The 12,277-nt window shown below is 50.5% G+C and carries 14 protein-coding genes; all 14 read right to left on the bottom strand.

The annotated features are described in order from the left end of the window. Positions 1-23: 23 nt before the first annotated feature. The 14 genes from AC6I3O_RS07895 to addA all read right to left on the bottom strand — a co-directional run bounded on the left by AC6I3O_RS07895 (position 24) and on the right by addA (position 12,277). Positions 24-167, bottom strand: coding sequence for a hypothetical protein (locus tag AC6I3O_RS07895; protein WP_497850401.1), 144 nt, complete (start codon positions 165-167; stop codon positions 24-26). A gap of 26 nt (positions 168-193) precedes the next feature. Continuing rightward, a complete protein-coding gene (gene purN, locus AC6I3O_RS07890) occupies positions 194-820 on the bottom strand; it encodes a phosphoribosylglycinamide formyltransferase (RefSeq protein WP_497850400.1) in 627 nt (208 codons plus the stop codon). Continuing rightward, the gene (gene purM / locus AC6I3O_RS07885; protein ID WP_497850399.1) at positions 814-1,839 is read right to left on the bottom strand and encodes a phosphoribosylformylglycinamidine cyclo-ligase; all 1,026 of its coding nucleotides are present in this window, start codon (positions 1,837-1,839) and stop codon (positions 814-816) included. The genes purN and purM overlap by 7 nt, the downstream gene beginning before the upstream one ends. Positions 1,840-1,905: 66 nt before the next feature. Next, positions 1,906-2,412, bottom strand: a complete 507-nt coding sequence (gene purE, locus AC6I3O_RS07880; protein WP_497850398.1) for a 5-(carboxyamino)imidazole ribonucleotide mutase — start codon at positions 2,410-2,412, stop codon at positions 1,906-1,908. A gap of 63 nt (positions 2,413-2,475) precedes the next feature. Beyond that, on the bottom strand, positions 2,476-4,509 hold the full coding sequence (locus tag AC6I3O_RS07875) for an aminopeptidase (RefSeq protein WP_497850397.1): 2,034 nt from the start codon (positions 4,507-4,509) through the stop codon (positions 2,476-2,478). Between the two features lie 90 nt (positions 4,510-4,599). Next, positions 4,600-4,992 carry a DUF6142 family protein gene (locus AC6I3O_RS07870; RefSeq protein ID WP_497850396.1) on the bottom strand — a complete coding sequence of 131 codons (393 nt, stop codon included), beginning with the start codon at positions 4,990-4,992 and terminating at the stop codon, positions 4,600-4,602. After that, positions 4,955-5,443, bottom strand: a complete 489-nt coding sequence (locus tag AC6I3O_RS07865) for a VanZ family protein (protein ID WP_497850395.1) — start codon at positions 5,441-5,443, stop codon at positions 4,955-4,957. Before AC6I3O_RS07865 ends, AC6I3O_RS07870 begins: the two co-directional genes overlap by 38 nt. Continuing rightward, entirely contained in the window at positions 5,440-5,592 is a 153-nt protein-coding gene (locus AC6I3O_RS07860; protein WP_497850394.1) for a hypothetical protein, read from the bottom strand. The genes AC6I3O_RS07865 and AC6I3O_RS07860 overlap by 4 nt, the downstream gene beginning before the upstream one ends. A 25-nt stretch (positions 5,593-5,617) precedes the next feature. After that, complete coding sequence (gene pyrE / locus AC6I3O_RS07855; protein WP_497850393.1) at positions 5,618-6,295, bottom strand: orotate phosphoribosyltransferase; 678 nt, start codon at positions 6,293-6,295, stop codon at positions 5,618-5,620. Positions 6,296-6,401: 106 nt separating this feature from the next. Beyond that, on the bottom strand, positions 6,402-7,046 hold the full coding sequence (gene deoC, locus AC6I3O_RS07850; protein WP_497850392.1) for a deoxyribose-phosphate aldolase: 645 nt from the start codon (positions 7,044-7,046) through the stop codon (positions 6,402-6,404). Next, entirely contained in the window at positions 7,018-7,479 is a 462-nt protein-coding gene (locus AC6I3O_RS07845; RefSeq protein WP_497850391.1) for a cytidine deaminase, read from the bottom strand. Before AC6I3O_RS07845 ends, deoC begins: the two co-directional genes overlap by 29 nt. After that, entirely contained in the window at positions 7,466-8,257 is a 792-nt protein-coding gene (gene udp, locus AC6I3O_RS07840) for a uridine phosphorylase (protein ID WP_497850390.1), read from the bottom strand. Before udp ends, AC6I3O_RS07845 begins: the two co-directional genes overlap by 14 nt. 25 nt (positions 8,258-8,282) lie before the next feature. Further along, positions 8,283-8,561, bottom strand: a complete 279-nt coding sequence (locus AC6I3O_RS07835) for a DUF1294 domain-containing protein (protein WP_497850389.1) — start codon at positions 8,559-8,561, stop codon at positions 8,283-8,285. Between the two features lie 2 nt (positions 8,562-8,563). Further along, complete coding sequence (addA, locus tag AC6I3O_RS07830; protein WP_497850388.1) at positions 8,564-12,277, bottom strand: helicase-exonuclease AddAB subunit AddA; 3,714 nt, start codon at positions 12,275-12,277, stop codon at positions 8,564-8,566.

Here is a 12,277-nt window from a genome sequence, read left to right as displayed (position 1 = left end):
GATTCCCTCCATTTCTATATTCTTCACTCTATCTCTCCCGCTGAATTCATCTGCTCTGATTGAATGTACACATGAATTGCTGCAACTGACAATCTTGCAACATGGGCAACCCAAAATACCCCGCAAATAACCCCTGCAGCAGCCAGCAATATTTTCCTACGCTTCATCTAAACTTCCTCTTACACAGACGGGGCTATGAAAGAACATAAACCGCCCCATTCCGTACTTCCACTTTCCCATTGGCAATCAAATCAATCGCCCGGGGCAGAATCTTCCACTCTGCCTGTTCCATCACACGCTTCTGTAAAACTTCCGGCGTGTCCCCTTGTTCCACCTCCACGGCCTTCTGGAGGATAATCGGTCCGGTATCCGTCCCTTCATCCACAAAATGCACGGTAGCCCCCACTACCTTGACCCCCCGCGCCAAAGCCGCCTCGTGTACTTTCAGCCCATAGAACCCCTTCCCGCAGAAAGCGGGAATCAGGGAAGGATGAATATTAATCATCCGTTCCCTGTATTTTTCAATCATAGCCGGGGGAATCACGACAAGGAAACCTGCCAGGACAATCAAATCCGGCCGGAACCCATCCACGGTGTCCATAAATTTTTCATTGAATTCCTCCCGCGACGAATAATCCTTAGGAGAGACACACAGGTTTGCAATCCCATGTTTTTCTGCGCGCTCCAAAGCATAAGCGTTCTTATTGTTGCTGATGACTCCCGCAATCCGGGTATTCGTAACCACACCGCTATCCACAGCATCTATGATCGCCTGGAGGTTCGTTCCGCCTCCTGATACAAGTATCAATACTTCTAGCATAACGCAACTCCCTTATCTCCTTGCTCAATACGCCCTACAACATACGCCTGCTCGCCTGCCGACTTAATTGCCGCCATGGTTTGCTCCACGTCGGCGGCATCTACGGCAACCACCATCCCAAGACCCATGTTAAACGTGTTGTACATCATCTCTTCCGCAATCTCGCCCTTCTTTGCCAGAAGCCTGAAAATTGCAGGTACTTCATAGCTGTCCTTCTCAACGACTGCCCTTACGCCCTCCGGCAGCATCCTTGGAATATTTTCATAGAAACCGCCGCCTGTAATATGGCTGCATCCCTTGACCTTCACGCCGCTGTCCTTTATTGCCTTTAACGCTTTCACGTAGATTCTCGTAGGCTCAAGGAGGGCCTCGCCTAAGGTTCTGCCTAATTCCTCATAATATGTATCCAGTGATTCCTTTGACATCTCAAATACCTTACGGACAAGAGAGAATCCGTTACTGTGGACGCCGCTTGACGCCAAGCCCACCAACACGTCTCCCGGTCTTATATTTTCACCGTTAATAATCTCCTTCTTGTCCGCCACACCAACGGCGAACCCGGCAAGGTCGTATTCTTCCTCCTGCATAAGCCCTGGGTGTTCCGCAGTCTCACCGCCCACCAGAGCGCAGCCGGACTGCTTGCAGCCTTCCGCCACGCCGCTTACGATTGACGCAATCTTCTCAGGATAATTCTTTCCGCATGCAATATAATCTAAAAAGAATAACGGCTCGCCTCCCGAACAGGCAATATCGTTTACACACATTGCCACCGCGTCAATCCCGATGGTATCGTGCTTGTCCATAATAAACGCAAGTTTCACCTTCGTCCCGCATCCGTCCGTCCCCGACAGAAGTACTGGCTCGTCCATCTTCTTGATTCCGCTCAAATCAAATGCGCCTGCAAATCCGCCAAGACCGCCTAACACTTCGGGGCGCATCGTTTCCTTTACATGCTTCTTCATTAATTCCACTGACTTGTAACCAGCTTCAATATCCACTCCCGCGTTCTTGTAATCCATATCCGCCTCTCCTTTTTCCTGACTGTATCATACTTCTGAAATAAACTTTGTCCCACAAACCACAGGTTATCCTAAATACGCTTCATACCCAATCTCGTCTAACTTCGCCGCTTTTGCCTGAACCGTCTCCTTCATCTCTCTGGAATAATCCTTCAGCCGATTCAGCAATTCCTCATCAGACGTCGCAAGAATCTTCGCCGCCAAAATCGCCGCGTTCATACCTCCGTCAATGGCCACCGTCGCCACAGGGATTCCCGGAGGCATCTGAACGATGGAAAACAATGCGTCTTCCCCTCCGAGGTTCTTTCCGGACATCGGAACGCCCACCACCGGCATCGGGAACAATGCCGCACACATCCCCGGCAGATGCGCCGCCATACCCGCGCCTGCGATAATCACCTTCATCCCTTTTCCTTCCGCCGCTTTCGCCCACTCAAAAAATACGTCCGGCTCACGGTGTGCTGAGATGATGGTCATCTCATAATCAACCCCCAATTTTTCCAACATCGCCGCAGCTTTGCTCATGACCTTTAAGTCTGAGTCGCTGCCCATTACAATTCCTACTCCTGGCATTTCCTTTTCATCCTTTCTCTAAATTAAAATCCGCGTCCATTACTGTTTACATACTTTTACTTACTATTGAAACGGCTCGTTCAGAATCTCAGTACCTTCTAGCACAAACCTTCCGTCTTCAAGAAGAACAATCTCACGCCCATCCCTGGTGACTACGGCAATCCGCTTCAATTCCTCATAAGGAATCGTGATGTCTGTATGGCACTGGTAGTAGGCTTTCGACACATCCTCTTTGCGCAGGATGGAAACCGAATTATCCTTCGCCACAATCTCCTTCCCATCCGGGTTATACACCCTGACATCCTCGCTCCAACTATAGCAGGTATCCCCCACTGCAAAATGAGGGCCCATCTTCTCGGCAATCAATATTGTCAGCTTGTCCTCAATCCCGTATTTCTTCGCCGCCACATAAGCCGTGGTGTTTGTGCCGATCGCGAACTCACCCAGAGCCAAGGTCGGATGCTTATGAAGGATATTTTCGTAAATATACTCCTTGTTCTTGTCTTCCTCATCAAAATTACCGCATCGGTAGTCCTTTATCATCCCATCAACAAATGTGATCTCAAGATCCCGATATTGCAGTTCATGCAGATATACCTTGCTGACATGCAGAACCCCATTGGTCCCCTCCAGTACCGGAGACGTAAACACTTCGCCCACAGGGATATTCACATCCGCCACACAATTTTCAAACGCAGTCTCCTTTTCCGGATTTTTCAGCTCATGAATCTTGACCTTCAAGTCCGTCCGGTTGCCGTTCCCGCCGAGAATATGGACGTATTCTCCCTGGTCAAGCACGTCGATGATTCTCTGCTGCACCTTCCCGTAAATCTTGGCGTCCAGCGTATTGATGCGGATAATCTCGTCAAAAATCTCCTCATACTGTTCCCCAATCTCAGGCACCGGATAGGAGATAATCGTAAAACTTCGTTCATCCCCGGGGATATACTGATCCGTAATCTGGCTCTGCCGGCTGGAAAGCTGAAGCATAAGCTCCTCCTGTTTCTTGGTGAGCTTTAGCACTTCGTCTTTCTGTTCCGGGCTAAAGGGCTCCTCGCCGAACATCTCAATACATGCCGGCCCTGCGTATTTGCATGCCATATCCTTATAATGCTCGTAGGTCGTCTGTATGACTTCTAGTTTCCGTTCCATGAACTTCTTATCCAAAAACAAGGCCTGATCGTTCCGATGGTCGTACTCGTACTGCTTATTGGCAATTGCGCCGTAATATCCCGTCTTCAAATGTCCCTGTTTTGTAAGGACACTGACCCCGGAACGGTAAAGCACCGGCTTTAATCCCATCTCCCCGAAGTTTTGGATTGCCTGCCTGAGCACACGCTCGAACCCAAGCACATAGCGGATTTCTACCACTTCCTTCTTCGACAGGTCTTTTCCCGTATTGACGAATCCCTCCCGGTAGCCTTCCGTATAAACGTCTGCCATCTTCCGGATGGTATCCTCCGGAAGCTCCCTGAGATGCTTTGCGGTACGCAACTCATTCTCACTGATATATTCCCCGAACTGATACAGGTAACGCAAGTCGTCCAAATCGCATTTCATAACGATGTCCACGGCAAAGGATTCTGCCGGGTCAATCAGTGCGCGGACCTTGTCCGCCGCAAAAACATCACAGTAATCGCTGGCATACCAATAAATACAGTCCCGAATCCTGCCAATCTCCGGTTTTCCCTCCTCGAACTGGTTATAAATCTCAATCAGAAGTTCAAACAGAATATCTAGATATTCTGTTTTCTGCTCAAATACGTATGCAATGCTCCCTCGAAGTTCCGTATAGAGGAAACTCAAAATCTGCCCGTACTCCTCGCCGAACTCCCTGACGGCGTAAGCCGGATTCGCAAAACTTGACCCGTATGCTTCCGGCAGAATATCCTGATACAGACGGTGATTCCACCTTTCAAGCTCCCCAAGCTCCAAATTCCCGTATTGTCCGTCTTCGACCAACGTCTTGACCTCATCAATCATCAATACAAACTCCGCCATCTTCCGGAAAAACTCCTGAAACGAGGCTTCTACCGTATCCTCATCCTTCATCTCACGGATTCTTCCGACAGCCAATCCGTATCTTTCGTCTATCATCCCACGAACCTCCTTCTCACATTTTTGTCAACCTATTATCTATTTATTTCGCCCTGACTCCTTTTTTTCGCCGCCGTCTAAGAGCGCCGCCTACCGTACGAATCCCCGGATAAAAATTGCCACAAGACCCAACAGCACAGCCATATTAATTCCAATCCCTATCTTACAGGTTATGTAATTCTTCTCTCTTTCCTTCATTCCCCGGTTTCCAAGCCATGTTCCGATTCCCGCAAGCGCAATCGTCCCGAGGCCTACGAACCCAAGCAGCATGCCAATCTCGCCCTTCTCACGGTAGGAGATGGAAACCATCAAAAACAACAGAAGAAGAACCACAAAAGCATAGCAGCAGGAATAGATTCCCTTCCTCGCATGGCGTGGCTTTGCCTGCCCGTACTTCGTGATTCTTTTCCGCTGCTTCTCTCTGGCTTTCGCCAGCGCTTTTGCCCTATCTTCTTCTGTAACGATCTTTTTTCCTATTAACATATCTTCTCCTTACTGCCGCACAGACCACGAACATGACGTAGCCGGCAAGCCCTCCTATGGTATTCAGCAGAAGGTCATCCACGTCGAAGCTGCCTACCTTCGTAATCAGCTGAAACGTCTCCACACACAGGCTCAGCCCAAAACTATAGAAAACTGTGGAAAAGAAACTCCTGTACTTGCTTGCCATAGGCATAAAGAAGCCAAACGGCATAAAGATAATTACATTTCCAAATAAATTCGTGAACATGGCGAACATCCCGACCTTATCCCGATAGTTCCAGAACCTCTTAATCTCCTTAAAAAGCACGAGATTATAGTGGTAGTCCTCCATCTCTCCCGTCCGTCCGTACCAGTCTGAAAATATTAGGAAATAGATAATGAATGCAATATACAATACAAATAATATTTTCCCGAAAAAACGGATTCTTCGATTACGCTGGTTCCGGCTCAAAAAGTAAGCCCCCGCTTCTCCTTCATCAGGCGTGCGCCGCCCACGATTGTAATGACTCCTGCCGTAACTCCTACGACTGCCACGATGATACCCACCACGATACTTGATATTCCGGCAAAATTCATCGCCTTATATGCCTTTTCATTCATAGATTTCCCCTCCTGCATGTACCGCCTATCTTACGCCATATGTTTTATAATATGCGTCGATTGCTGTTTTTAATGTATCATCGATCATAATTCTTCCCTGACATTCTCGGTTATAGAGATATTCTACTACCTCGTCCATGGACACGATTGCCCTTGCCGGGAAACCATACAAATCCGTAATCTCATCCAGCGCGCACTTTTCGCCGCCCTTGCCGACTTCCATACGGTTTAAGGATACCATCAATCCCTTTATTTCTATGCTGCCCTGAGCCTTCAAAATCGGAAATGTCTCTTCAATAGACTTGCCGGATGTGGTCACATCCTCAATGATTACGACTCTGTCCCCGTCCTGTAACTTACTTCCAAGAAGAATGCCGGTGTCCCCGTGATCCTTTACTTCCTTGCGGTTGGAACAATAGCGGATGTCCTTGCCGTATAATTCACTGATTGCCATCGTCGCTGCCACGCTTAATGGAATTCCTTTGTATGCAGGTCCGAACAGCACGTCAAAATCAAGACCGTAATTGTCATGAATTGCCTTCGCATAATATTCCCCCAGCCTGCGAAGCTGTGTGCCGGTTACGTATGCGCCGGCGTTCATGAAGAATGGAGACTTCCTTCCGCTCTTTAAAGTAAATTCACCAAATTTTAATACATCGGATTCTACCATAAATTCTATGAATTCCTGCTTGTATTGTTCCATATTATGAAAACCTCCTTTATCTGCCGACTTTGCAGCCCTTTTTCACTCTCTTGATTTTAACATAACTCCTGTCTATTTTCAATTCACCCCATCAAATAATTTGAATCTATCCTTTCAGAATCTTGACCAGCCTGCTAGTCCCAAGCCTCCGGGCCCCAAGCCTCACAAATTCCTGTGCATCCGCAAAAGACGAGATTCCCCCTGCCGCTTTCACCCCGACTTTTTCCCCGACATGCTTCTTCATGAGCTCCACATCCGCAAATGTGGCTCCCGCCGTAGAAAATCCGGTAGACGTCTTGATAAAATCCGCCCCTGCGCTTGTGACGATCTCGCACATCTTAATTTTCTCTTCCTCCGTCAGAAGGCATGTCTCAATAATCACTTTCAAGATCCGTTCTCCACATGCCTCCTTCACGGCGCGGATCTCGTCCTCCACCTCACCGTACCGCCGATCCTTCAAAAAGCCGATATTTACCACCATATCAATCTCCGACGCACCCTTTTCAATCGCGTCTTTCGCCTCAAATACTTTCGCTTCTTTCGTACTGTAGCCGTTGGGAAACCCGATTACCGTACAGACAGGCAGCTTCTCCCCCACATATTCTGCCGCCTGCTTTACATATGCGGCAGGAATGCAGGCAGAGGCTGCCCCATATTTCACAGCGTCATCCAGGATCTCCTTTATTTCCTCCCAGGTCGCCGTCTGGGACAGTAACGTATGGTCAACATATTTCAATATTTCCCGGTCCATTTTCCTCACTCTCCTTACTCAGATTCCCCGGTCCAAACCCCTGCGGCAGCAATTCCTTCAATGTATAGACCTTATAGTCTTTGATTCCTGTAGCCAGGATAATCTCAAATTCCTCCGGCTGGCAGAACTCCATCATCACCTGCCGGCAGACGCCGCAAGGAGGGGTGTATGCATCGAGCCTTTCCCCGGGTCCCCCCACAACGCAGATTGCCCGGAATTGTCGCACGCCCTCGCTGACCGCCTTAAAAAATGCCGTCCTCTCGGCACAGTTTGACGGGCCGTACGCTGCGTTCTCAATATTACAGCCAGTGTAAACCCTGCCGTTTTGCGCCAGAAGGGCTGCGCCGACCCGGAAACCGGAATACGGCGCATAAGAATACGCAAGCTGGCCTATGGCAGTTCCAATCAATTCTTGTATTTCAGTTTCTGGCATTGCCCTCCTCCTTATCTCTGGCAATCATTTTTTTCAGCGCGCCCACTGCCACCCGGACCGCCCTGTCCGTATCGTGGACCACAGGGTTGTCAAGCCCCTCTTTCTCCCGCTCCTGGTTCGCCACCACAAGGAAACATGCACCGGCCCTGACGCGCAGATGGCTTGCGACAACAAACAGCGCTGCCGACTCCATCTCCGATGCCAGACAGCCTAACCGTTTCCACGCTTCCCATTTGTTCAGCAATTCATAACTGACCGGCTTGGTTTCCGGGGAATGCTGCCCGTAGAAGGAATCTTTGCACTGTACCACCCCTACATGATAATCCGCCGCAAGTTCCCTGGCAGTATCCATCAGCGCATTCGTAATACGGATATCCGCAACCGCCGGGAACTCCAAAGGCGCATACTCCCGGCTGGTTCCTTCCATCCGTACCGCCCCGCTGGCAATCACCACGTCGCCGCTCTTAACCTCTGTCTGCATGCCGCCGCAGGTTCCGATCCGGATAAATGTATCCGCCCCTGACATCACCAGTTCTTCCATGGCGATTGCTGTAGACGGGCCTCCAATCCCGGTTGACGTCACACTTACCATTACACCGTCTAAATATCCTGTATAGGTGACGTATTCACGGCTGTCCGCAACCAGCTTCGCATCGTCGAAATACTTTGCGATTTTCGCACAGCGCTTGGGATCTCCCGGGAGGATTACGTATCTCCCCACGTCGCCTTTTCCCACCTGGATATGATACTGTTTGTCCGGGTTTTCTGAATATTTCATAAGCTTCCCTCCTTTTCTTCTTCCACTAAATATTCAAATCAACTCTTAATATCCATAAGACTAACGCACATTGCAGCAGCATAAGAAACGGAATCCCTGCCCGGAACTTCCAATGCCGGGTCTTATGCCGGAACAGATGCATCCCTGCATAACTCCCAACACTCCCTCCAAGAAGGGCAGCCAGAAACAAAGTCTTCTCCGGCACTCTCCATTTATGTCTCACGGCACAACGTTTGTCATAGCCAAATAGCAAGAATCCTGCCATATTCGCCGCGATTAGCCAGACACATCCTACCCATATCATTCCTAAACTCCAATCTCTTTCCTAAGCGTAAAGGAATAGAGAATCTTCTCTTTTACCTTCTTTAACGTCATCTGCTCCAACGCCTTGCCATAATAATCAAGCTGGGCGTGATATTTCTCCGCAAGTTCCTCTGCCCGGAAAATCTTATCCGTCTTATAGTCTAACACCACCAGGCCGTCTTCTTCCTCAAAATACACGTCGATGATTCCCTGTACCAGAATCTGCTCGCCTTCCTGCTCATCGGGATAAATCTCCCTTGCGTCAACGCCAAGGACAAAGGGCTGCTCCTTCCACAGCCTCCCTGCCCTCGCCGCCTCCTTCATCCGCCGTCCTGCCGGGCTTTTCAGGAATCCAAGGATATCCTCTATATGGATACATTCCGCCATGTCCTGGTTCATCTTCCCCTCTTCGGTAAAGATACCAACAGCCGACAAAAGGCTGTCTTTGTCATACTCCCGTGAAAAATCCAGAAGCTCCATCAGCCTGTGGTATGCCGTACCCCGGGACGCCCCTGTCAGTTCCTCTTCTTCCTGGAGGAATTTAGGAACCAAGGGAACCACATCCGGCTCTTCGTAGGGCATTTCCCCGAACTCTCCAAGCTCTTCCCCTGCCGTTTCCAGCAGGTATGTTCGTTTCTTTAGCTCGGACACCGTGAACTTCAGCTTTTGGCGCCGGCTTCCTGTATAGGGGTAACAGTAGGAAAACTGCTCCTTCAGCGTCTCGTGCATCGCCGACTCATAGACGGTTTCCGTATCCCACTGCTCCAACATGGCCTTCGTGATGCGCCCTGCCGTCTCTTCCTCTACCTGTTCCCGCACGATATCCTCGAAGGTCAGTATTTTCTTTACGATTGGCACATCCTCCGGAATCTGTACCAGCGCCGGAAGAAGCCAGTCCCAGTAGGTATTGGCCTTACTCAGACGGCCGAAAGGCAGAGCCTCCTCCTTCTGCCCGCCGGCAAGCTCATATCCTGCCAGTTTCTTTTCCAGATTCGAGATTGTCCCGGTAATAATCAGCTTCTCTTTCGCCCGGGTAAATGCGACGTACAATACACGCAGTTCTTCTCCTAAGCTGTCTAACGCCTCTTCTTTCTGCATTGCCTTCTTGACGATGCTGGGACTCTTCGTCCGCTTCTCAATGTCAACGGCATCCAAGCCCACGCCCATCCTGGCATGGAGGACTACGCTGCTCCTTACGTCCTGCATGTTGAACCGTTTCCCCATACCTGCCACGAACACGACAGGGAACTCAAGTCCTTTGCTCTTATGGATGGTCATAATACGCACAGTATCCGCCTGTTCGTCCTCGATACTTGCCTCCCCGTAGTCCACATCATACTTCTTGAGCTGCTCCACATAGCGCACGAAATGGAACAACCCCTTGTAACTGGTGGATTCAAAGGCTCTCGCTTTCTCCACCAGCATGTTAAGGTTCGCCTGCCGCTGCTCACCTCCCGGCAAAGCAGAAACATAGTCTCCGTATCCTGTTTCTTCCAGAATCCTCCACAGAAGTTCATGAATCGGCGTATAGGGCACGATTCTGCGGAACGCCTCCATCTGTCCCAGGCATTCCTCCAGTTTTCTCTGAATCTTCGGGTCGCTCCCCTCTGCCCGGTAACAGGCCACCGCCTTACAGAACGGGAATTCCCGGTATTCACTCCTGACCTTCGCAAGTTCCTCTTCCGTCATTCTGCAAAAGGAGGAGGCAAGCACCGCCGCTAACGGGATATCCTGCTGCTGATTGTCAAGGATGCGCAGATAGTCCAGCAGCACGCCAATCTCCTGGGCCTCAAAATATCCTTCCCGCGTCCCTGCATATGCGGGAATCCCTTCCCGGTTCAACACCTCCGTAAACACGTCGGCAAATCCTCTGATACTTCTTGTGAGAATCACGATGTCCGAGTACCGGACAGGGCGGAACTTTCCAGTCTTCTTATCTATAACCTGATGCCGCTCTTTCAGTTCCCGTATCCTTGAGGCAATCCCCCGCGCCTCAAGCTCCCGGTCGGTCATTTTCGCAGATGCCACGGATTCCCGGCCTTTATCCGGCTTTCCCGCCGACTCGCCGTCTACTCCCAGATTTTCCGGCTCATCCTCCCATTCCGGAAGGTCACTGTCTATGACCAGGACCTCTGTTTCGAGATGTTCCCCCTCTTGATAGTCCGCCCCCACATAAAGCGCCGCCTGGTCGTCATAGGCAATCCCGCCAAGCTTCTGGGTCATAATCTGCCGGAAAATAAAATTCACGCTGTCCAGGACTTCTTTCCGGCTGCGGAAATTCTTGTGCAGGTCAATCCTCTGTTTCAAGCATCCATTCTCCCGGTCTTCCGTATGGCTGTCCGCTTCGCAGGCAGTTTCATAAGTATGGAATTTCTCCATGAAAAGCTCTGGCCTTGAGAGGCGGAACCGATAAATGCTCTGCTTCACATCCCCCACCATGAAAATATTATAACGCCCCGAAGACACGGTGGAGATACTGGTAAGAATCGTCTCCTGTATCAAGTTACTGTCCTGATACTCGTCTATCATAATCTCCTGAAACTGCTCCTGATACTCCCGCGCCACCGCCGAAGGACGGAACCCCTCCGCCGTCTTCTCGGCCAGAATCCTTAGCGCATACTGCTCCATATCCGAGAAATCAATCATATTCTGGCTGCGCTTCTTTTCCTCGAAGCGCGCCGAGAACAGCAGTACCAGCTCGGCAAGCTCTTCCATGGCCGGCCGGCACGCCCTAAGGTCACTAAGCATTCCTTCCGCGCTCTGGTAAAAATACTGCCCCGCTAAATCTTTCACAATCTCCTTGACCTCATCCCGGATCGCCTTAACCATTGCCGCCTTCTCCCCGTCCACGGTCTTATCCCGGTTGGCGGCAAGGCGCACCCAGGAAACGCCCGCCATGGCTTTTGCCATTTTCTCGAAAGAACCGGCTGCAAGCAGCCCCTCTATCATCTGCTGGTCGCCAAGAAGCGTCGGCTCATATGCCGTCGGTCCGTCGGCTTCCTGACAAATGGCAAGCCCTGCCGTAAGCAGGCCGTCGGCTTCCCGCAGATACTCCATAGTATGTTCCATCGCCAGACGCACGGATTCGCTGGCTTCTAGTTCTTCTATGCTGTCGGGACGGTACGCATCCATGCATCTGCGAATCCATTCTTCCGGACTCGGGTAACTGCGGGAGAATTCATAGATTTTCAGAATCAGCTCCTCAATCTTCTTATCGTCCCGCCCGTTTCCATACGCCAGTGAAAAATCAAGGAACCGCTGGCTTTTCTGGCTGTACTTCTCCTCCAGCACCTCCCCAAGCACCTCCTGGCGCAGCAGTTTCAGTTCTCCTTCCTCCCCGGTACGGAATCCCGGGTCTATATCAATGGCATGAAAATGGTCCTTCACGACAGACAGACAAAAACTGTGGATGGTCGTAATCCGGGCATTATGTATCAGCGTCGCCTGTTGTTTCAGATGTTCATTGTCCGGGCATTCCATAAGTTTCTTCTCGATTGCCCCCCGGATTCTTTCCTTCATCTCCGCAGCCGCAGCCTCGGTAAATGTCACAATCAGCAGACGGTCCACATCTACAGGCTCGGCGTCCCTGGTCAGCATCGAGATAATACGCTCCACTAAGACAGCCGTCTTTCCCGAACCTGCCGCAGCCGACACCAGGATATTCCTGTCTCTTACGTCAATGACCTGCTGCTGTTCCTTCGTCCACGTTACACCCAT

This window comes from Sporofaciens sp. St.21A7 (assembly GCF_059728535.1).
The sequence above is the reverse complement of the archived record's forward strand: the minus strand, read 5'-3'. Positions and strand labels throughout refer to the sequence as shown.

Coding starts and splice junctions, on each gene's coding strand:
- AC6I3O_RS07895 (WP_497850401.1), bottom strand. CDS start 167: ATGAAGCGTAGGAAAATATTGCTGGCTGCTGCAGGGGTTATTTGCGGG.
- AC6I3O_RS07835 (WP_497850389.1), bottom strand. CDS start 8,561: ATGATATGGGTAGGATGTGTCTGGCTAATCGCGGCGAATATGGCAGGA.
- AC6I3O_RS07875 (WP_497850397.1), bottom strand. CDS start 4,509: ATGATAGACGAAAGATACGGATTGGCTGTCGGAAGAATCCGTGAGATG.
- purM (WP_497850399.1), bottom strand. CDS start 1,839: ATGGATTACAAGAACGCGGGAGTGGATATTGAAGCTGGTTACAAGTCA.
- AC6I3O_RS07860 (WP_497850394.1), bottom strand. CDS start 5,592: ATGAATGAAAAGGCATATAAGGCGATGAATTTTGCCGGAATATCAAGT.
- purN (WP_497850400.1), bottom strand. CDS start 820: ATGCTAGAAGTATTGATACTTGTATCAGGAGGCGGAACGAACCTCCAG.
- deoC (WP_497850392.1), bottom strand. CDS start 7,046: ATGGACCGGGAAATATTGAAATATGTTGACCATACGTTACTGTCCCAG.
- AC6I3O_RS07845 (WP_497850391.1), bottom strand. CDS start 7,479: ATGCCAGAAACTGAAATACAAGAATTGATTGGAACTGCCATAGGCCAG.
- AC6I3O_RS07870 (WP_497850396.1), bottom strand. CDS start 4,992: ATGTTAATAGGAAAAAAGATCGTTACAGAAGAAGATAGGGCAAAAGCG.
- pyrE (WP_497850393.1), bottom strand. CDS start 6,295: ATGGAACAATACAAGCAGGAATTCATAGAATTTATGGTAGAATCCGAT.
- addA (WP_497850388.1), bottom strand. CDS start 12,277: ATGGGTGTAACGTGGACGAAGGAACAGCAGCAGGTCATTGACGTAAGA.
- udp (WP_497850390.1), bottom strand. CDS start 8,257: ATGAAATATTCAGAAAACCCGGACAAACAGTATCATATCCAGGTGGGA.
- purE (WP_497850398.1), bottom strand. CDS start 2,412: ATGCCAGGAGTAGGAATTGTAATGGGCAGCGACTCAGACTTAAAGGTC.